The organism is Maribacter huludaoensis, from assembly GCF_029350945.1.
GTDB classification, from domain to species: domain Bacteria; phylum Bacteroidota; class Bacteroidia; order Flavobacteriales; family Flavobacteriaceae; genus Maribacter; species Maribacter huludaoensis.
On record NZ_JARKMS010000002.1, the window covers coordinates 111,288 to 130,716 of the forward strand.

Annotated in this window: 23 protein-coding genes; 15 read left to right on the top strand and 8 right to left on the bottom strand. The window is 30.5% G+C overall.

What is annotated here, in order from left to right; genetic code table 11:
* Position 1 precedes the first annotated feature (1 nt).
* The 8 genes from PXC01_RS05625 to PXC01_RS05660 form a co-directional block, all read right to left on the bottom strand.
* Positions 2–1,438 (bottom strand): phytoene desaturase family protein, encoded by a 1,437-nt coding sequence (locus PXC01_RS05625; protein ID WP_276471347.1) that lies wholly within the window; start codon positions 1,436–1,438, stop codon positions 2–4.
* Between the two features lie 122 nt (positions 1,439–1,560).
* The gene (locus tag PXC01_RS05630) at positions 1,561–1,824 is read right to left on the bottom strand and encodes a phosphopantetheine-binding protein (protein WP_276471348.1); all 264 of its coding nucleotides are present in this window, start codon (positions 1,822–1,824) and stop codon (positions 1,561–1,563) included.
* A gap of 32 nt (positions 1,825–1,856) precedes the next feature.
* The gene (locus PXC01_RS05635) at positions 1,857–2,612 is read right to left on the bottom strand and encodes an SDR family NAD(P)-dependent oxidoreductase (protein ID WP_276471349.1); all 756 of its coding nucleotides are present in this window, start codon (positions 2,610–2,612) and stop codon (positions 1,857–1,859) included.
* A 2-nt stretch (positions 2,613–2,614) separates the two neighbouring features.
* Positions 2,615–3,679 carry a hypothetical protein gene (locus PXC01_RS05640; protein ID WP_276471350.1) on the bottom strand — a complete coding sequence of 355 codons (1,065 nt, stop codon included), beginning with the start codon at positions 3,677–3,679 and terminating at the stop codon, positions 2,615–2,617.
* A 17-nt stretch (positions 3,680–3,696) separates the two neighbouring features.
* Positions 3,697–4,140, bottom strand: coding sequence for a 3-hydroxyacyl-ACP dehydratase FabZ (gene fabZ, locus PXC01_RS05645; protein ID WP_276471351.1), 444 nt, complete (start codon positions 4,138–4,140; stop codon positions 3,697–3,699).
* Entirely contained in the window at positions 4,122–5,168 is a 1,047-nt protein-coding gene (locus PXC01_RS05650; protein ID WP_276471352.1) for an ABC transporter permease, read from the bottom strand. The genes fabZ and PXC01_RS05650 overlap by 19 nt, the downstream gene beginning before the upstream one ends.
* 4 nt (positions 5,169–5,172) lie before the next feature.
* Positions 5,173–6,090 carry an ABC transporter ATP-binding protein gene (locus tag PXC01_RS05655; RefSeq protein WP_276471353.1) on the bottom strand — a complete coding sequence of 306 codons (918 nt, stop codon included), beginning with the start codon at positions 6,088–6,090 and terminating at the stop codon, positions 5,173–5,175.
* On the bottom strand, positions 6,080–6,805 hold the full coding sequence (locus PXC01_RS05660; protein ID WP_276471354.1) for a 4'-phosphopantetheinyl transferase family protein: 726 nt from the start codon (positions 6,803–6,805) through the stop codon (positions 6,080–6,082). The genes PXC01_RS05655 and PXC01_RS05660 overlap by 11 nt, the downstream gene beginning before the upstream one ends.
* Positions 6,806–7,058: 253 nt before the next feature.
* Here PXC01_RS05660 and PXC01_RS05665 point away from each other — a divergent pair, with 253 nt between their 5' ends.
* The 15 genes from PXC01_RS05665 (at position 7,059) to PXC01_RS05735 (ending at position 19,366) form a co-directional block, all read left to right on the top strand.
* Complete coding sequence (locus PXC01_RS05665) at positions 7,059–8,312, top strand: ABC transporter permease (RefSeq protein ID WP_276471355.1); 1,254 nt, start codon at positions 7,059–7,061, stop codon at positions 8,310–8,312.
* A 3-nt stretch (positions 8,313–8,315) separates the two neighbouring features.
* Positions 8,316–9,554 (top strand): ABC transporter permease, encoded by a 1,239-nt coding sequence (locus PXC01_RS05670; RefSeq protein ID WP_338089450.1) that lies wholly within the window; start codon positions 8,316–8,318, stop codon positions 9,552–9,554.
* A 4-nt stretch (positions 9,555–9,558) separates the two neighbouring features.
* Positions 9,559–10,275: an outer membrane lipoprotein-sorting protein gene (locus PXC01_RS05675; protein ID WP_276471357.1), complete on the top strand. Its 717-nt coding sequence runs from the start codon at positions 9,559–9,561 to the stop codon at positions 10,273–10,275.
* Between the two features lie 125 nt (positions 10,276–10,400).
* The gene (locus PXC01_RS05680) at positions 10,401–11,444 is read left to right on the top strand and encodes a hypothetical protein (RefSeq protein ID WP_276471358.1); all 1,044 of its coding nucleotides are present in this window, start codon (positions 10,401–10,403) and stop codon (positions 11,442–11,444) included.
* 1 nt (position 11,445) lies between these two features.
* Positions 11,446–12,114, top strand: coding sequence for an ABC transporter ATP-binding protein (locus PXC01_RS05685; RefSeq protein ID WP_276471359.1), 669 nt, complete (start codon positions 11,446–11,448; stop codon positions 12,112–12,114).
* A gap of 308 nt (positions 12,115–12,422) precedes the next feature.
* Positions 12,423–13,025 (top strand): hypothetical protein, encoded by a 603-nt coding sequence (locus PXC01_RS05690; protein WP_276471360.1) that lies wholly within the window; start codon positions 12,423–12,425, stop codon positions 13,023–13,025.
* Positions 13,012–13,293 (top strand): winged helix-turn-helix domain-containing protein, encoded by a 282-nt coding sequence (locus PXC01_RS05695; protein WP_276471361.1) that lies wholly within the window; start codon positions 13,012–13,014, stop codon positions 13,291–13,293. The genes PXC01_RS05690 and PXC01_RS05695 overlap by 14 nt, the downstream gene beginning before the upstream one ends.
* 161 nt (positions 13,294–13,454) lie before the next feature.
* Complete coding sequence (locus PXC01_RS05700) at positions 13,455–13,778, top strand: hypothetical protein (RefSeq protein WP_276471362.1); 324 nt, start codon at positions 13,455–13,457, stop codon at positions 13,776–13,778.
* Positions 13,779–14,023: 245 nt separating this feature from the next.
* Entirely contained in the window at positions 14,024–14,308 is a 285-nt protein-coding gene (locus tag PXC01_RS05705; protein WP_276471363.1) for a helix-turn-helix transcriptional regulator, read from the top strand.
* 5 nt (positions 14,309–14,313) lie between these two features.
* Entirely contained in the window at positions 14,314–14,754 is a 441-nt protein-coding gene (locus PXC01_RS05710; RefSeq protein ID WP_276471364.1) for a helix-turn-helix domain-containing protein, read from the top strand.
* Positions 14,751–15,503, top strand: coding sequence for a P-loop NTPase family protein (locus PXC01_RS05715; protein WP_276471365.1), 753 nt, complete (start codon positions 14,751–14,753; stop codon positions 15,501–15,503). Before PXC01_RS05710 ends, PXC01_RS05715 begins: the two co-directional genes overlap by 4 nt.
* 178 nt (positions 15,504–15,681) lie before the next feature.
* Positions 15,682–16,155, top strand: coding sequence for a BfmA/BtgA family mobilization protein (locus PXC01_RS05720; protein WP_276471366.1), 474 nt, complete (start codon positions 15,682–15,684; stop codon positions 16,153–16,155).
* 16 nt (positions 16,156–16,171) lie between these two features.
* Entirely contained in the window at positions 16,172–17,050 is an 879-nt protein-coding gene (locus tag PXC01_RS05725; RefSeq protein WP_276471367.1) for a DUF5712 family protein, read from the top strand.
* 16 nt (positions 17,051–17,066) lie between these two features.
* The gene (locus PXC01_RS05730) at positions 17,067–18,776 is read left to right on the top strand and encodes a type IV secretory system conjugative DNA transfer family protein (protein WP_276471368.1); all 1,710 of its coding nucleotides are present in this window, start codon (positions 17,067–17,069) and stop codon (positions 18,774–18,776) included.
* 140 nt (positions 18,777–18,916) lie between these two features.
* Positions 18,917–19,366 carry a JAB domain-containing protein gene (locus tag PXC01_RS05735; RefSeq protein ID WP_276471369.1) on the top strand — a complete coding sequence of 150 codons (450 nt, stop codon included), beginning with the start codon at positions 18,917–18,919 and terminating at the stop codon, positions 19,364–19,366.
* The last annotated feature ends 63 nt before the right edge of the window (positions 19,367–19,429 follow it).

The following is a 19,429-nucleotide window of genomic DNA, read 5'->3' on the forward strand; positions in this document are numbered from 1 at the left end:
TTTAAGTGCTTTTAAGTTCAATTTTTGATGTAATCTGTTTTGACGAAAGATAAATAGGAAAAATACCGCTGCCATATTTGTCCCAGCAGCCAATTTGTATTAAATTATTTGCAATTTGTTTTACGTATTTGCCTGAGTCCCAAAAATTAGTATTAGGTGACCAGCCTGAGCCAGCACCGTCAGTGCAGCCTGAAAGATTTTCAAAATCAGACGGTAGCCATAATAATGTTTGAAGAATATCTTTGGTTTGTATATTTAATTTATTTTTTAGAACGTACAGAATGGAATTTTCAATGCTTTTTCTAGTAATATTATTTGGTATAGAAGAATTCTTTACGTCACATTCAACCCTTAAATTATATGAATTTTTCTCGGTAAAATCTATGGATTCAACATCTTCAATGTTAATTTTCATGCCGTTTGTTAATTCAAAAAAGTTGTTCTCTTTCCTTTTGTAAAGATTTATAATATCGAAATCTTCAAATAAGTATATTCTAGATGGTTTTTCGGCTAAAATTTTTTCTGGTAGTTTTTTGACTACTAAATAAAGAGTGATTGATGAAAGAGACTTTTCTTTTGTGATTAATTGCTTTTCATTATTTTCGTTTCCTATTGGTGTTATCATCTCGCAAAGCAACTTTGACATATCCATAGCTGAAACAATTAAATCTGTTTTAATTTTTTTGCTCTCTATTTGTACATACTTAGCTTTTTTATTTTTAATACCTATAGAATTTGCTTTGGTATTTAGGTATACTTCAATATTGTTTTTTAAGAGATTTTCATATAGTACATTGGCAATATCTTGACCGTTTGTTTCTTGAAAAAGACCACCATATAAGATTTTCCCCAAATAGGATAGCATGGTTAACATACTAACGTTAGAACCAAAAACTCGAGCTGAAAGAATTGCTTTCAAAATTTTATCTTCAAATAGTGAATTGAGAAAATGGTCATACGTGCTACCCAAATGTTTTTTTACCATTTCATTCTCTATTAGCGAGGATAAACCTCCTAATTTGCTGAAAGCATTGTGTATATGCAGCATAGATTTAAAGAAAATGTCGATATTATGTAATTCGCTAGGAAATGCCTTCTCAATTTTACTTCTAAATATATCTGAGTCACATTCTAATTTAAATTCAAAATCAGGAAAAATATAGAGGTCGGCGGTATTGACTTTTGTAAATTGTAGTTTGGGACATAAATTTAGTTCGTTCAGAAATTTTAATAATGGACTTCGTTTTTCCATACCAAGATAATAACTTACCGTTGAGTCAATTAACTGACCTTTCAAATTGATTTTTGAAAAGTATCCCCCTGCAAATGAGTTTTTTTCTATAACCAATACTTTTTTACCACTTTCAATTAACATATTACCGGCAAATAAGCCGGCTATTCCTGCACCAATAATTACACAATCGTATTCTTTTTCCATTAGACCTATTTTAAGACTCTTTCTAAATCAAAATTTAGCTTCATTGCATGAGAAAATATAATTTACCTGAAATCACTATAGCATTGATAAAATAGGCACGAAGTTAATCGTGCCTTATAAATTTAAGATTGTTGTAAACATCCTTCTATAAAGGCGTCTATAGTTTCAACAGAATGAAAAATATGCATATCTTCATCTGAAATTTCTACCTCAAATTCATTCATTATACCGACAGCAATTTCCAGGGCATCTACTGAATCTAGACCAACTCCACCATCCTCTTTATTTGCAAAGAGAATTGCGTCATCTGAAATTTCATTAGGAGAAACTTGCAAGTTGAGTTTCTCAATAATAAGTTCTTTAATTGTTGTTCTTCTTGTTACCATTTGTTATAAAATTTATAGATTAATTAATTTTTTTAAACTGAAATTGAAAGTCCACCATCTATAATAATTGATTGACCAGTAATATAGCTCGAATTTTCCGAGAGCAGGAATGCAACCACAGATGCAACTTCATTGCTGCTACCAAATCTTTTTAGTAAAATAGCCTCTTTATTTTGTTTGTCTTGTTCAGTTGGTTCCTTTAACATTCCACTAGAAATATAGCCTGGAGAAACTCCATTGACACGAACATTAAAAGTTGCGAGTTCTTTAGCTGCAATCTGAGTAAGCGAATTTAGTCCAGCTTTTGAAGCGCTATAGGCACTTTGTCCTTTTAGCCCCATAGTTCCTGCTAATGAACTAACGTTTACTATGTTACCTGATTTTTGTCGTATCATTATTTGTGAGATATATTTCATAACTGCAAAACTTCCAACTAGATTTGTATTAACTATATGTCGGAATTTTTCAACCGATTGCATTGCTATAAAGCCTCTTGTTAATATTCCGGCATTATTAACTAATCCATCGATTTTAGAATATTTCTTTTTTAACTCATCTATAGCAGATTTCAGTTCGAGTTCATTATTAATGTCAAATTGAATTATATCAGCAAGCAATCCTTCTTTGTTAATCTCATCAAGAAGTGTTTTTACTATATTTCGGTTTGAGTTGTAGTGCATAATTGGATTACCACCGAGCTGGGATATTTTTAATGAAATTGCCGAACCAATTCCTCCACTTGCACCTGTAACAAGAATATTCTTTCCTTTTAAGCTATTTAATTTCATTTTTATGGTTTTTGAATGCTAATCAATGTTGATGAAAAATTACCTCCAAGATCATAGGAATTAATAATAATTTGAGTTTCAGATGGATTCTTTAATAGGTGGGTATAACCGCAAATAATATTGACAAAATTATTGTTTGCGAAAGATTCTCCTAATTCATCTTTAGGGTATAGAATTTGAACTTTTTCAACTCCAAAAGTGTTATCTATAATTGATTTTTCATCGACAGCTGCTTTGGAGTCACTTGTAAATGCAGAAACAAGTGTCTTAATTCCATATTTATTGGTCTCTTTTCTAGAGAAAATTTCTTTTATTGGACGTAAAATTGTTTCTTTTTCTATGCTATCTGAATTATCAAAGGTGTAATTGTTATTAATATTATATGCTATTTCAAATCCAATCAAATAAAATAGAACTGGGAGGTTGTTCTTTTTTGCAAAATTCTCTTTAGTTATAAAAAATGTTGATGCACCTTCAGAGTAATTGCCATTATAGAATAAATTACCTGGTAAAGAAATTTCCGCAATTTGTTTTGTCACTTCATCAAAACCAGATACAAATAAACCTTTTGTACGATTTAAATTCAATAAATCAAAGCTATACCCAATGGGATTGTATCCGGAGAGGGTCGTATTGAAACCATTAACTCCTAGTTTGGTTGTAAGAATTCCGTTGGAAGCATTGGGTACCGTAAAAGGGAATATTATGGGGCTTGCATTTTTTACCCCTTTATTCAATGCTGTATTTACAAAGTCTTCAGAACTAGACATAGACCCGAACACGGTACTACCTATCGCTCCTATATCTGATTTAAAATCTTTTAATCTTTTAAATTGAAGGTTTTCCATGCAATTAATTCCTGATACTAGAAGTAATTTGCAAATTTTATCAACCCTTCTCACCTCCGCGTATGGTAAATATTTCAAAATCTCAGAGTCTAATTTTTCTCCGTTTATGATTTTGTCACATTCAATGGTCGAATTCCCTCGAGTGTTATCATTGCTATGCTTTAAATATTTCATTCCATGGTGAAATATTCCAATTGATGATATTACTATATTATCCATATTACAAATTCTTTAGTTTACATAAATGAATAGACTATTTTACCTTTTCCGACTAATTTGCCATCAACCTCCGCATCACAATCAACCTGAATAAATTTTTGAAGTTTCGAATGGTACCTAGCAGTAATAATTATGGAATCACCAGGAACAATTACCTCGGTAAATTTAAAATCGACAACTCTTGCTAAATATCCAGTACCTTTTATTAATTTACCTACAAGTATACCTCCTACTTGAGCACAAGACTCGATTAATAGTACGCCAGGATATACTGCTTTTTCTGGAAAATGACCCTGTAGATAAGGATCTGTGCCTGAAACATTTTTCATCCCTACTATTTGATTTTCTTCAACTTTCAAAATTTTGTCAACCAATAAAAAAGGGAATCTATGCGAAATAACTTTTTTAATATCATCATACGATAATTCTTTGCAGGTTGGTTTTAACTGTTCTCTTTCCATTTAAATGTTTTTATTGAAAAATAAGCTATAATAGAGGTCATAATTATATACCCTAAGATGTACTGTTGAAAATTTAAAAGTGCTTCATTATAATTAGCAACTTTTCTTGTTACCTCTACTAAGTATGTTAAAGGGTGAAACCAAGCAATCTTTTGAACTATTTCTGGTAAAGACGATAGGGGAATAAAAACACCACATATAAAACTAGCAGGAAATACGAAGAATCGATTAAAGTTATTACCATTCTCTACAGTATTACAGGCATTACATAGTAATATTCCTAAAAGTATAAATAGAACACTTGACCCAATAAGTAAGGTTATTACATTCGTCAAAGATCCATAGAATGAATATTCAAAAATCAAATTTGCTATACCATAGTAGCCTAAAACTTGAATGATCATTATACATAAGTAACAGCTGACATATCCCAACAAGAATTCCCACTTTCTTAATGGTGTTATTTTTAATCGCTTTAAACTTCCTTTAGTTCGTTGAACTAATAACATAATGCCTCCTGAAAGACCTACTTGCATGATAGAAAAAATTAATATTCCTGGGAAAAAGAAATCAAAGTAGCTCTTATTTCTTGTTTCAATCGATACAATATGTACAACGGGTGGCGAGACTCCATAAGCTTTTAATGCGGCAACCTCTACAGTTGACTGTAAGAATTTTGACCATAAAGCTCTTTCGTTATCAGCAAACAAGGACAATTTTTTATCCGAAATGGATAAGCCTAAAGTTAGATTACCATTTTCTAAATCATTTTTAAATTTTTCATTATCCCCGTAAATTTTCAACTTTACGTTTTTTTGAGATTCAAAATCTGTCACAATTTGTTTGTAAACTTTGTTATTAATACCGCCATAAATTCCAATATTTACATCATTTTCATATCTATTTTCCATAGATATTCCGAAAATCACCATTATAAAGGCATTAAAAAAGAAAATCATAAATAGGTTAAAACGATCTTTAATAAAAATCTTGGAGAAAAGTTTAAATATGTGGAATACTTTAGTCATTGAATTAGCAAATTGAAGTTGTTGCATTATAAATTTCCATGTACACATCTTCTAGATTAGCGTCAGTAATTTTGACATCAATTACTTGTATATCCTTGTTTTTAAATATTTCAAAAACAAACATTAAATCTTTCATTATGTTTGATGATTTAATTCTAATCTGTGTGCCATTTGCTATGCTATCGAGTCCATGCATTTCTTCTCGTGTAATGGGTTTGTCAACTTCTATTACTAACTCTTTAGGAATATTAATTGTCTTAGTTAAATTTTTGGGAGTATCATCTGCGACAATTTTTCCTTGGCGCATAAATATTATTCTATCACACAACTCTTCTGCCTCTTCCATATAATGAGTTGTTAATAGTATTGTATGCCCAGCGTTTTTAAGTTCTCGTATTTTATCCCACAATTCTTTACGAACTTTTGGGTCCAGTCCTGTAGTAGGTTCATCTAGAAATAAAATTTTAGGGTTGTTTATCATTGATAGACAAAGATTTAACCGTTGAAATTGTCCGCCAGATAGTCTGCCTACTTTTGAATTCTTTATTTTTTCTAAATCGAACTCATTAATAATATCTATTATATTTTTTTTGACTCCATAAAGCCCATAAAATATTTTGACATTATCTTCAACTGTAAGTTCTTCAAATAATGAGGTTTTTTGTAATTGTATGCCTATATTTTTTTGGATTTTTTTTTGATGCTTTTTGATATCCAGACCTAGAACTTTTATATTTCCATTATCTATTTTTCTTAAACCTTCGATACTTTCTAAAAGAGTACTTTTTCCCGCACCATTAGCGCCTAAAATTCCAACTGTCTCACCTGATTTGATTTTGAAGTTAATGTTCTTCAATACTGGAAGACCATCGTAGAATTTATTTAAACCTACTATTTCGATTATATATGAATTAGCACTCATTTGAAGCTATTATATTATTATTGTAATTATTGGGCTCACACCATTTCTGGATAATTTCATTAAGATTAGAACATTTAGTTTTTTGAATGGTTTTTTTCTGTTGATATATATCACATTCACTAACTATATGTAGTTCAGGTTTGTTGAGAATTTTGGAGCATAACGAAATATTATAGTCTGTTTTATATAATCTATGTGTTAGGTAGATTTCGGGATGTCCTACAACAGAGTATTGATTACCAAATTTATCTATAGTAAAACTTGAGAAAGGAAGTAGTAAACCTAATCCATGATACTTAGAATAGCTTTCTTTTAGTGACCATAATGTTGCAAAGTCTAATTTGTTACTATCTACTGAATGCAACTTGGACCATTCTTGTTCTGAAAAATAAGGTTTCATTCTAGGTTTAACAAAATTATCCCTAGACTTTTCAATGTCAATACCAACAGGATGCCTGCTGCAAATGAATACATAAATACCAGATTTATGCGAAAGGTTGAAATGTATATCAGTAACATCTTTTAAATACGGCTTGCCATATTTTCCTTTTGCAAAATGAATATTATTGATTTTGAGATTTGAGCAATGTAGTAGACAGTATTCCATGAAAGATTTTCGAATATCATAACCTTTAATTTGACTATATGAATCATCATATATATAAATTGAACTTATGACTTTATTTAAGCTAGGTCGGTTATGTTTTATTTTCATAAATAGTTCTATAAAATAATTAACTTTATAATTTAAACTACTTTAGCAAATATGAAATATAATTTTCATATGTACAAATAAACTGACATTTTTTTTTTAAAATATTGATTTGTAGTCTTATAAGTTGGTATTAGGATTACGTATAAGAAACTCTTATTTGTTAAGTGTGAGAATAGTTAATTAAAAAAAAAGTAATTTTAACAGTTTATAAAATAAAGTACTTTATATTTGTTGAATAAATATATATCTATATATGAAAGCTGAACAGATTAAATATGTATTAAGAAATCTTTATCGGAAGAAGCGACAAACATTGTTTTCTTTTTTATGTGTTGGAATTTCTTCTCTGATTATACTAGCGAATATGTCTTTTAATAATGGTATTCAAAGGCAATTAAAGAGAGGTATTAATGAAGGTATTTCTGGAAATATATCGGTATATCAATCTAACAAGGATAACATTAATATTTTGGAGTCTCAGCTTAGTAAGCAAGAGAAATTTAACTTTGATAAAAACTCTTTAAAGGCTTTTTCTGAAAAATTTCCTGAACTGACTTTAAATAAAAGAATACGATTTGGCTCTCTAGTATCACATAAAGAAGAAACTTCATACTTAAACATTCATGCGATTTCGGATAGTCATCTTCAAAGAATCTCAAAACATTTTAAGTTGCGGGCTGGGATTTTTCCTAAGAATGAATCAGATGTTTTAATAAGTGCATCGTTTGCGGAAGAAATAAATGTGCATTTAGGAGATACGTTACTCTTGGTAGCTGACAATACAAATGGATATATGAGTGACGCTGTTGCAACTGTGAAAGGAGTTTTTGAAGAAGAAGGATTAGCAATTTTTTTTGAAAGAGTAGGCTTTGTAAAATATGATTTTGGTAGAAATATGGTTCAGCTCGATAATTCAGAGACTGTTGAATTGATTGTAAACCCAGATTTTAATCGACAGTCTGATATCTCTGATAATCAGTTCAAAGAGATTAATAAATATTTCTTTAATTTGAATGAGACTTTTAAAACTGCCTCTTGGCAAGATACTGTGCCTTTGCTGTTTTCCATAGTTAATGTATGGAAGTGGGGGGGGAGATTTACTCTTATCATTTTTCTTACGTTCAGTCTAGTAATATTAGTTAGCGTTTCAACATTAGTTGCTAATTCAAGAAGAAAAGAATTTGGGACGTTTATAGCTATGGGGTTCCGCTGGTTTGACGTTTATAGAATGATGCTTATGGAGTATTTAATCATAGCATTTTCAGCAATTATATTTAGTATTGCATTATTGAAATTCATAATTTTTTCTTTTCTTTCATCACCTGGTCTTTACATTTCTTCTAAAGATTTACAGGCTGCTTTACTAGCTGAATATATTCCTCCCACAATAACAGGTAAAGACATCATATTTATCATTATAACCTTTGGGGTGGTAATATCATCTTCATTGGCGGTTACAATTTTGAAAACAAAAAACACCAATCCTTTAGATTTAATCAATAATTAAGATATGACAATTCTATTCAAATTTGCGGTTCGGAATGTACGACGAAATTTTAGCTCTACTTTACTCAACGGAATTGGTATTACATGTACTGTTTTAATACTCTTATTGATATTATCACTATCAAGGGGTATTGAAAAATATATTGTTGAGAGAAATATTCAATTTGAAAATGGAGCATTAACAGTTGAGTTGAGTAAGAATATAATACGTCAAACTAATAGTAAGCAATCAAATGTTTTTTTTGAAAGGCTTAAAAAAATATTGGAAGATGAACCAGAAATTTTAAAATATTCATTTAGAGTATATCCTCCTAACTGTCTCTTATATTTTAAGGATAATTCTATTCGAATCAATCCAAATGGGCTAAGTGATGATGATATCCCTTTAATTAACGAAATGTTTAAATCGATTGATGGTTCTCTTGATTTAAAGTCTGATAAGAGCATCCTTTTAAGTGATGGCATATCAAATGAATATGATATAAAGGTAGGTGATCAGGTTACCTTGATGGTACAAACTGCTGATGGGACTATTAATCTAGATGATTATGCCGTTTCCGGTATATTTAGATACACTTCAATGGCAAATAAGGATAAAATCTATATGAGATATGATCATGCAAAAACTTTGTACAATGCAAATTTGCCTTCTAAATTAAATGTACAGGTAACTGATATGTCACAGGTATTGAAAATAAAGGATAGAATAGAACTAAAATTGCAAAAATTACAGGAACAATTATTAATTCAGGATGATAGCATTGTCGTTACTTCATTTTATGACGGGTTAGGATTGGCGCGTTCATTGTCAAATATTAATAAGTACAGTATGATGAGTTTAGCATTTTTTCTCCTACTAATTTCATTTGTGGGTATTTGGTCCATGCAAACTGAAAATAAATTCTTGAGGGAAAAGGAAACTGGAACATTGCTCTCATTTGGCTTCTCAAGAAATGCAATAAAAACTATTTATATATATGAAAGTTTATACATGAGCGCCATTTACATTAGTATAGGAGTATTAATAATGATAGTCACAGTAAAAATTATAAATATATTCGAAGGAATATATCTTGGAGATGCAGCCTCATTCGCTTTTGGATCTTCAATAATAAATCCGGTATTAAATTTTAGAGATATAATTATTACTGTAGCTGTTGCTTTTTTCTATCCAGTACTTGCTACATTTTTATCTGTTAGAATTCCGAAAAATAATATAATCAAATTACTTCAAAATAAATAGAATCATGAAGAATATTATGAAATACTTTTTTAATTTATTATTGACTTTAGTTCTCACTTTTGGTTATTCTCAAGAAGAAAAAATCAATTATTTAGAATTGATGGACAAGTGCTTGTACATTGAATATGCAAATCTTCGTATGGACATTTATAAAAAAGATAAGGTTGTTAAGTTTTACGATATGATTTCATATCGAGTAGGTGAAAAAATGCGCCTTGAATTTGTTGAACCAGCAACAGAACGAGGAAGAAAAATGCTAAACGATGAGTCCAATTTATGGATGTATCTGCCTAGAACTTCACGTGTGATGCGACTTCCTTTAAAACAATCTTTCATGGGAAGTGATGCATCTAACAGGGATTTAATGCGAATGTCATACCAAAGAGATTATGATATTATTAAAATTGAAGAAACAACTGAAGAGGTAATTTTAATCTTAAAAGCTAAGGACCTGACTGTATCTTATAATAAAGTCGTATTAAGAATTAATAAAGATAAAATGTCACCTGTTAAACAAGAAATGTTTAGCCTCTCTAATAAACTGTTGAAGACTATTGTTTATGAGAACCACATTGTTTTGGATGATATAGGTTTTCCTACTACTTATACAATTGTAGATAATCTATTAAATGATAGTAAAACAATTATGCAATATTCTAATGCAAAACGAAAAAATAATATAGCGAAGGAATTTTTTACTCTAGGTTCGATAAGAAGATAATAACAATGGGCTTTTTAATTCTAACATTTCATAAGAGAAGTAAGCTGATAATTATCGGTTGTCTAATGATTTTATTTTCAATGACAACTTATAGTCAATCATCTAATTTTACCCATCTATTCATTATGGAAAACTATAACGAATTCAATGTACTAGACAAGCAATCTAAGGTAAATCCGGATAATTTATTAGGATTGAATGATATATCTTCTATAACAAGATTTTATCCAATCCTAAGTTATAATGACACGATTTCAAATGAATTTATCGGTACATTCCAAGTTGAACCTGGTTTCTTTAATAACAATTTAAATTTTTCCTTGGATTTAAAATTTATGGAATTATATACCGCAATCAAATTTGATGAAAAAAACCGTTTATTGATTGGAAAGAAAAGACTAGATTGGGGAAGTGGACTTGTTTGGAATCCAACTCTTTTTTATACCCAAAAAGATCCTTTAAGAACACAAAATAGACTTGAAGGTGTTTATCAATTAAATTATAATCATCTATTTGAGAAAAGCGATTTAGAGTTTTACATATTCCCGGATTCCACAATTTCAAAATCGAAAATTGCCATAAAGTACAATATGTTTGGCAACAGAAGTAATTTTAGTTCTACATATATTTACTCAGGTGAAGGGCATCAGCTGGGTTATGACATTTCATATGGTGGCAATCAATTTGTTCTGTATTCTGAGGGAATTGCAAAAACTTATTCTCGAAGATTTTCTATTAATCCTGAAGGTTTGATTATAGACCCCACTTCAATAAAAAAAACTTTAAATATTGAAGTCGTTCTTGGTTCTTCAATTAATTTAAGTGAACGGATTACCAGTTATTTTGAATATAGATATTCTGGAGATAATTTAAATCGTAATGAAATTAAAGCTTTTCGAAATTATTTACCAAATAATCTTATACTTTATGACCCTATATCAATGGGTCAACATTCATTTTTTGGGAGTGTCAATTATATAGGCAGTTATGGTAGATGGTCATTAAATTCACGCGGATTTTATGATCCAACTTCCCATCAATTAATTTTATCCCCGTTATTTGTCTATTCATTAAATAACCTTCAACTAGAATTATCAGCACTAGCATTTCATAATTCATTTGCGATTTACGATTTACAATCAACATTATTAATCAGCTTATCTTTTTAAAATGGAAAATATAATTGTCTTAGAAAAAGTTAATAAATCTTACTTCAACGGTGAAGTTAAAACTCATGTATTAAATGATTTTTCATGGTCTTTTGAAAGGGGGTGTTTTACTATATTGGCCGGACCATCTGGTTCTGGAAAATCTACTATATTGAATATTATGGGAACTTTGGATAATCCTACCGATGGTAGATATTATTTAAACGATAAGCTCGTAGATTTTTCCGACAATCGAAGTTTGACATCTTTACGAAGAAAGAATTTTGGCTTTATTTTTCAATCATTTAATCTAATACCAGTACTCACGGCGATTGAAAATGTTGAGCTTCCATTAACTCTTTTAAATCTATCCTCTAAGCAGAGAAGAAAAATGTCTATTGAGGCTTTAAAGGCAGTTGGCTTGGAGAAAAGAATGAACAATAGACCAGGTCAGATGTCTGGAGGAGAACAGCAACGTGTTGCTGTAGCTAGAGCAATTGCACGTAAGCCTGAGGTTATTTTTGCTGATGAACCTACAGCTAGTCTTGATAAAGAAAATGCTATTAATATTATAAACTTAATGAAAAATCTCAATATCAAAACGGGAATTAGTTTTATTATAGCCAGTCATGATGAGAAAGTTATATTAAGCGGAAAAGATGTGATTACAGTTGGGGACCTTATTCTTTAAACCAAATGTGTTAGTGCCAAATCTATAAAATTTTAACCTTTATATTTGTAAAATCTATAAATATCAATATATAAGAGTAAGGTGTTAAAAGTATGTAGTTGTAGATAAATGTTGGTGACCTTTAATTGTTTGGTTTTAAGGTTTCTAGTAATATAAAGTATGTTGAAAGTTAAGTTTTTTTTAGATTTAATGTATCATTCAGTTAGTCAATATTTTTTTGACTTTTCATAGTATAGCTTTATATTAAAACTCAAGTATTAAAAAATATGTTTAAAATAAAACTTATAAAAAGGTCAATATATTAATTTATGGGACAACCTAAGAAGTTATCAAATCAAGACAGCCTTGATCTTATTACTAAAATGATAGAACAGGCTCGCGCAAATATAGAGACTAAAACTGGTCCATCAATGCTTTTAATATGGGGTTATACAACTGTGATAGTTGGGCTCATTATTGGTATATTGGGCTACATGAATATTTGGTCTTATCGCTCATTCCTTTGGTTTTTAATTCCCCTCATTTGCTATCCGCGAATTGTTAAATATGTTAAACAAAAAAATGTCATACCTTCTTACATTGATATTAGTGTTAATAATATTTCACTATTATACATAGTTATTTGCACCACAGTTGCAGTAGCTAGTACTTGGATAGAATTCCCAGTTTTTTTTATAGAAGGTTTATTGATATCAATGTGGTCGTTTACACTTGGTGTTTTGGTGAAATTTAAGAAAGTAATGATTGGAGGTATTTTTGGTATAATACTTTCTCACATTTTCTTGTTACTAGGAAATTCAGATTTCAATATATTTTTATTCTTAATTATTATTGCTTTTACAATTATAATTCCTGGACACGTCTTTTCAAAATTACAGTCAAGTCGGAAAGAAAGTTATGAAAAAACTTAATCCAATAATACACTCAGCATTAAGGCTCGCCGTGATTTCATTGTTAATTACATTGGAAGAGGCTGACTTTAATCTTATTTTGAGTGAAACAAAATCTACTGCAGGAAACTTAAGTGTTCAGTTAACTAAGTTGGAGAAAGTTGGATACATAACTATTGATAAAACCTTTAAAGGTAAGAAACCTAATACAGTATGTAAAATTACTAAGAAAGGTATCAGAGAATTTGATGTATATGTAAAAAACCTTAAATCTTATTTAAATATTTAGCATTATAATTATTAAATCGAAAGCTATAATTGATTATTTTAAGTCTTAACAGATATTTTTAGTTTTTGAGATTTAGAGAGAATTATAAAAAGGTTGCTTTATAAGAAGGTTTTACCAAAATTTTGAAAACTCTCTATAAACCCCGCATTAAAAGTAGAATTATGAATAGGGAGTTAAGAACATTCATCGGAGATGAGACTAAAGCTACTTGCTTAATTTGTAATACATCGTATTATAATGGTAACCCTATCATTCCTCAGCCAAGTTGTGACTGTGGAAACATACCCTATTTTGATATTACACCGGCTTACGTAAGATTTGCTATTAATTTTCCTTTAGTCACTGTTTCGAATTTAGATAATTGGCAAATTGAAATTCTTGGTCAAATAAAAAATTATGGGCATCCTTTGCATTATAGAAATCTAAAGGATGATAAACATCATTTGGATTTAAATCAATACTTAAATTCCACTAAGAAGGGATAATTCATTTAAGATAATTATCTTATTAAATTCTTTTAAGAGAGAAAGTAACCCAATGGGTGCTTTCTCTTTTTTATTTGACACCTAATCATTCTCTAATACCATAAAGAGAAAGTTTGTAATTCTAAATAAGGTTAACATGTTAACCTTGTTAACCCTGCCATTCTTTTTCTATAGTTCTTTTGTTTCAAGAATTCGAAAACAAAGGAAAGTGCACTTTCCATTTAGTCATTTTTAAAATAGAATTAATGGATTTAGAATTAGCCCAAAGATTAGATAGAATTGAACGCTTATTAGCGACTCAGAAAAAGGTATTGAATTTCGACGAAGTCTGCGATTATACAGGAATTTCAAAAAGTTACCTCTACAAATTAACCTCTCATAATAAAATACCATTTAGTAAACCAAATGGTAAGGTGATTTTTTTCGAAAAAGAAGAGTTAGATAAATGGTTACTGCTTAATAGACAAAAAACCATAAAGGAAATAGAAGACGAGGCTTCAAATTACATGTTCCAGAACAGAAAATTTTAGTTGATATGAATCGTGCTTTTAAAGGTATATGGATTCCAAAAGCTGTCTGGATTATAACTGAGCTAACGCTTCAAGAGAAGGTGTTTGTAGTTGAGATAAACAGTCTTGAGAACAATGGCAAAGGAGGCTGTTATGCCAGTAATAAATATTTTGCTGAGTTTTTTGTGATATCAGAAAGTAGGGTCTCCGATGTGATTAAATCTTTGGTTGATAAAGGAATGATAACAAGGAAGATTACCAAAACGCAAACAGGGTCTAAAAGATACATTAAAGTTTCACAGTACTTAAAAACTGCAATTGCGCACTGTAATAATTTAATAGATAGCACTTCGCAGAAGCACCATCCGCACTATGTGAAAAATGACAGCATATTAATACAAGATATTAATACACCTATTAGAAAAGGGAATAAAAGAAATATGAATGTAAATCCAAGGAAGAAATGAAAGATTCATTAGGGAAAAGAGTAAAAAGAAATTTTGGTTTAGAAACTGAATTTGAAAAGAAAAAACGAGTTGAAGAAAATAAGAAAGCAAATCAAAAAGGGATTGAATATTTCGAGCGTATTTGGTCAAAACCAGATGTGAAGAAGGTTCACAATATTACAACTAATCAATTTAAAACCTTGCTGTGGAAAGTTGGTAATGAGTACTTTAAAAACCTAAATCGTTCTTTTGATGTTGATGACAAAAACAAGCATTTTTTAGATTTAATCGCCAAATACTTCTCAGGTGACCCTGCTTTTGAAACTGAAACGAGTGGGGAATTACGAAAAGGTCTGATGATTTTTGGTCCATGTGGAACAGGTAAAAGTTCTGTTTTTGACATCATCCGAAAAATATGTATTGACTATAATTTGATGCAATATTGGTTTTCAAATGTTTCTGTTCATGATGTAGTTACAGAGTTTAATAAACATGGTGAAAGTATAGTAGATAAATACAGTAAAGGTGTCGTTCATTTTGATGATTTAGGTACAGAAAAAATGGTTCAACTCTGGGGAGTCAAAGAGAATTTATTTACAAGATTACTTCAAATACGCTATAACAATTTCAAATTAAAAGGCACTAAAACTTACGTTACCACAAACCATTCTATTAAAGATTTAGAGAAAATCTACGGAAAACAAGTGTACGATCGATTGTATGAAATGTTCAATTTCATTGAATTAGGAGGTGTTAGTAGGAGATATTAAAAGTCTTTTTTTAAAGAGCGAGTCGGACAGGGGCAGAGCCCCTTTCCAACTCGCCCTGCGGGAGCTCTCAACTCAATGAGAATAGGCGTTTAAGATAGGAGATGCGGTTATAAAACTTTATAATTTTCGGTATAATATTAATAGTAAGACCTTGATTAACAGTATTTAAAAATATAAAATGAAAAAGAAAAGTATCATAATTGGTCAAAGAGGCCATAAAGACATTAAAACTTTGTCTGAGACCTTTGGCAGTTCAATAGGTTCATTGGTAGAGGCAATGATTACCTATTTTAAAAGGACAGGAATAAACCCAAGGGATGCCATAAATGAAAGTCCCTCGACAATGATAAAGGCTCTTGATAAACGTATTGTTTCTTTTCTGAGAGTGCAGGAAAGAGATATTTTAAAACCAATGCGTGATGAAGTATACGCCAATGGTCAATTACAAAAAGAATCATTGGAAGGGCTTACTGATAACCTTCAAAATTTATTAAGTCAAATGAATTCTGCTGACCAAAAACGTACAGATTATGTCAAAACTGAACTCTATAAAATGCAGATAGCTTTTAATGTTTTGGCTGAATTTTTAGACGAAAGAGATAAGTCAGGAATTAATAGCAGGTTAAGAAGAGTTTTCGACCATGCCAATTAGTAAAGTGCATAGTAGTATGGGAGGAGGAAATAAGGGAAGTTCTGCCTTGTTGGTTAATTATCTGGATAAAGAAAATCAAGATTTAGAAAAAAGGGCGATGCAGGCGTCTAATCGAAATAAGGAAATAGAAATACGAAACCGACAACAATATTTTTTTAATCATCAATCAGATGCTGTAAGTCAAACAAAAGTAAGAGAAGATTTAGATACTAATATTTCAAAGCTTGGTAAAAATGATGCTAAATATTATGCGCCCACAATAAGCTTTAGTAATCAAGAACTAAAACATATTTCCAAAATAGCGACAGCTGGTAGAGATGTTGATAATGTCGATCAAATGAGTAACACGGAGTTTGCTCGATACAATGCCTATTTAAGAGACTATTCTAGGTCTGTAATGAATAATTACGCCGAGAATTTTAACCGTCAGGAGAAAGGTTTAAAATCCGGGAATGATTTGGTTTACTATGCTAAGATTGAACATCAACGGGCGTATAAAGGTAATGAGGAACAAGTTCGTCTAGGAAATGCAAAGTCAGGAGATAAAAAACCGGGTTTACAGTCACATGTTCATGTGATAGTAAGTAGAAAAGATAAAACACAACGCTTAAAATTAAGTCCGGTCGCAAATGAAAAAGCAACTACTCGTAAAATCGGAAATAACAAATATCATGTTGGTTTTGATAGGAAAAATTGGATAGATAAAAATGAAAAGAGTTTTGATAGCATGTTTGAATACAAACGAAAGGAGATAGAAAAATTTGAAATTCAAAATGCTTTAAAAAACGGAAGTCCTGAGGAAAACTTTGAAGCTTTAAAACGAATTGAGAAGGAAAAGGAGATATCAATAAAACAAATGCAAAGCAAAGACAAATCTCAAAGTATTGAATTATAACAGAAATTGAACACATATGAAGAATCAAATATTTATTTTTTTAATTGGACTAGCACAATCATTTTATGACATTATAGAAATTATACAAATAACAATCTTTGTTGGACTCATGATATATGGTATGTATCTAGTTTCAAGAGTTTTAAATATATCGATGATATGGTTGATACTATCTCTGTTATTCGGTTTTACAATGTTCATATTTGCTTTTTATCCTATTGCACATCATGCGATACTCTTCTTTAAAAATGGGTCGTCTTTTAAGTTGCCAAAAAAAGTATCTGAAATTGGATTTAGTTTTAAGACCAAAAATGGTAAGGTCAATCTAGACAACCCATTTAGAGGCATTTATATTCAAGGTGGAGCGGGAAGCGGTAAGAGCAAGAGTTTGTTTGAACCTATTATTGATCAGATGGTTCAAAAATCTTACACTGGTATTTTGTATGATTTTAAGAGTCCCGAATTAACCAGGCATGTTTATGCGGCTGCGGAAAAATACAACACAGAGGTTAAATATTATTTTGTTGATTTTAGGGAGGCTTCAAAAAGTCATAGAATAAACCCATTGGACCCTAAGTATCTAACTAAAACTGCTTATGCTTTTGAATTTAGTAAAGCTTTAATAAATAACCTGCTACCTGAAACGGTAGCAAAACAAGATTTTTGGGGACGTAATGCACAAAGTATTCTAGCTGGGTTAATATGGTATATGAGGAATCAACACCCTAAATATTGTACGTTACCGCATATAATAAGTCTATTGCTTCATAGTAATATTGAGAAGTTGTTGACTAAAGTCAATGAGGACCCTGTGGCAGGTGGTATGATCGTAAGTCTTGTTCAAGCCATTGAAAGAGGTGCAGAAAAGCAAGTGGCGGGTGTTTTGTCTACTCTTCAGAATGCACTTTCAACTTTAAACACTGCTGATATATTTTGGATTCTTTCGGGAAATGATTTGAATTTAAATCTAAACGATCCTGCTTCACCTAAGTTTTTGTCAATTGGGAACGAGAGTAGTTTAGCTGAAACATATGCTCCCGTCATTTCTTTAATAATAGCTGTGTCTAGTAAGATGATGAATGTTCCCAACAGGCAACAAAGTGTAATTATGTTAGATGAGGCTCCAACCATTTACATCCCAAATTTTGAACAGATTCCGGCAACGGGTAGAAGCAATAAGATAGCAACGATTTTTGGAGCTCAAGATATTAGTCAAATAAATGATAAGTATGGAAGAGAAAAATCTCAAGTTATCATTTCTAATCTGGGAAATCAGTTTTATGGTAGAACAACTAATTCAAACTCGGCTAAAATGATAAAGGAGATTTTTGGCACACATGAAACTAGAATGTGGTCAAAAAGTCGTAGCAAAAGTACCTCAGGTACATCATTGTTTGGAGGTAAATCAAGTCGGTCAAAAAGTAAAAGTGAAAAAATTCAGGAAATGGATAAGATACGAGCTGAAGATATTACCCAACTTAATTCTGGTCAGTTCTTTGGAATTTTAGCAGAAGGAAACAAAAAAGAATTGCTAGGAGTACAGTTCAAGCCATTTTTATCAAAAGAAATTGATTTTAGAGTCAAAGGTGCTACAGCTAATGAACTGGATATAGAAAGAAATTATAAGCGAATTATTGAAGAAGTTAAAAACTTATTTGAGAATGATATCAAAACGGTTAATTCAAAAAGTAAATCTCGAAATAAATATTTGAACCTAGATTTTTAGATAGAACCATAATTGAGCATTCGATTTCATCCGTTCAATGTTTGATTTGCAAGCTCCAGGTTTTGTGTGAAACGTCAAATGAAAGTATTTGTCTTATTCAAACAAAACCTGGTTTACGCTCACCATCAAAAATTAAACAGATGGAAAAAGCGAACGAAATTAAAATTAGTTACAGTCAAAAAACTAACACCAAAAACCTTTTGAAAATTACTTCATCAACGGAAGCCAATCAGATAATTCAAAATTCTTGGGATCAAGACAATATTGAACTATTTGAAACTTTTAAAGTGATTTATCTTAACAATAGTAATGTAGTTAAAGGGATAAGTACCATATCAACAGGGGGTATTACAGGAACTATAATAGATATTAGATTGATATTTGCTACAGCTTTAAAAACACTTTCTACCGCAATAATTCTTACACATAATCATCCAAGCGGTACCCTAAGACCTAGTGAGGCGGATAAAAGAATGACTGAAAAGATTATTAAAGCAGGGGAGTTGCTGGATGTAAAAGTTTTAGATCATTTGATTGTGACTCCGAATAAAGAATATTACAGTTTTGCTGATAATGGATTGATAAAATAATGAATTTTTGAATTACGTAATTTAAAATATTTAATAAAATTGTTTAGTATGAGAACTAATTTC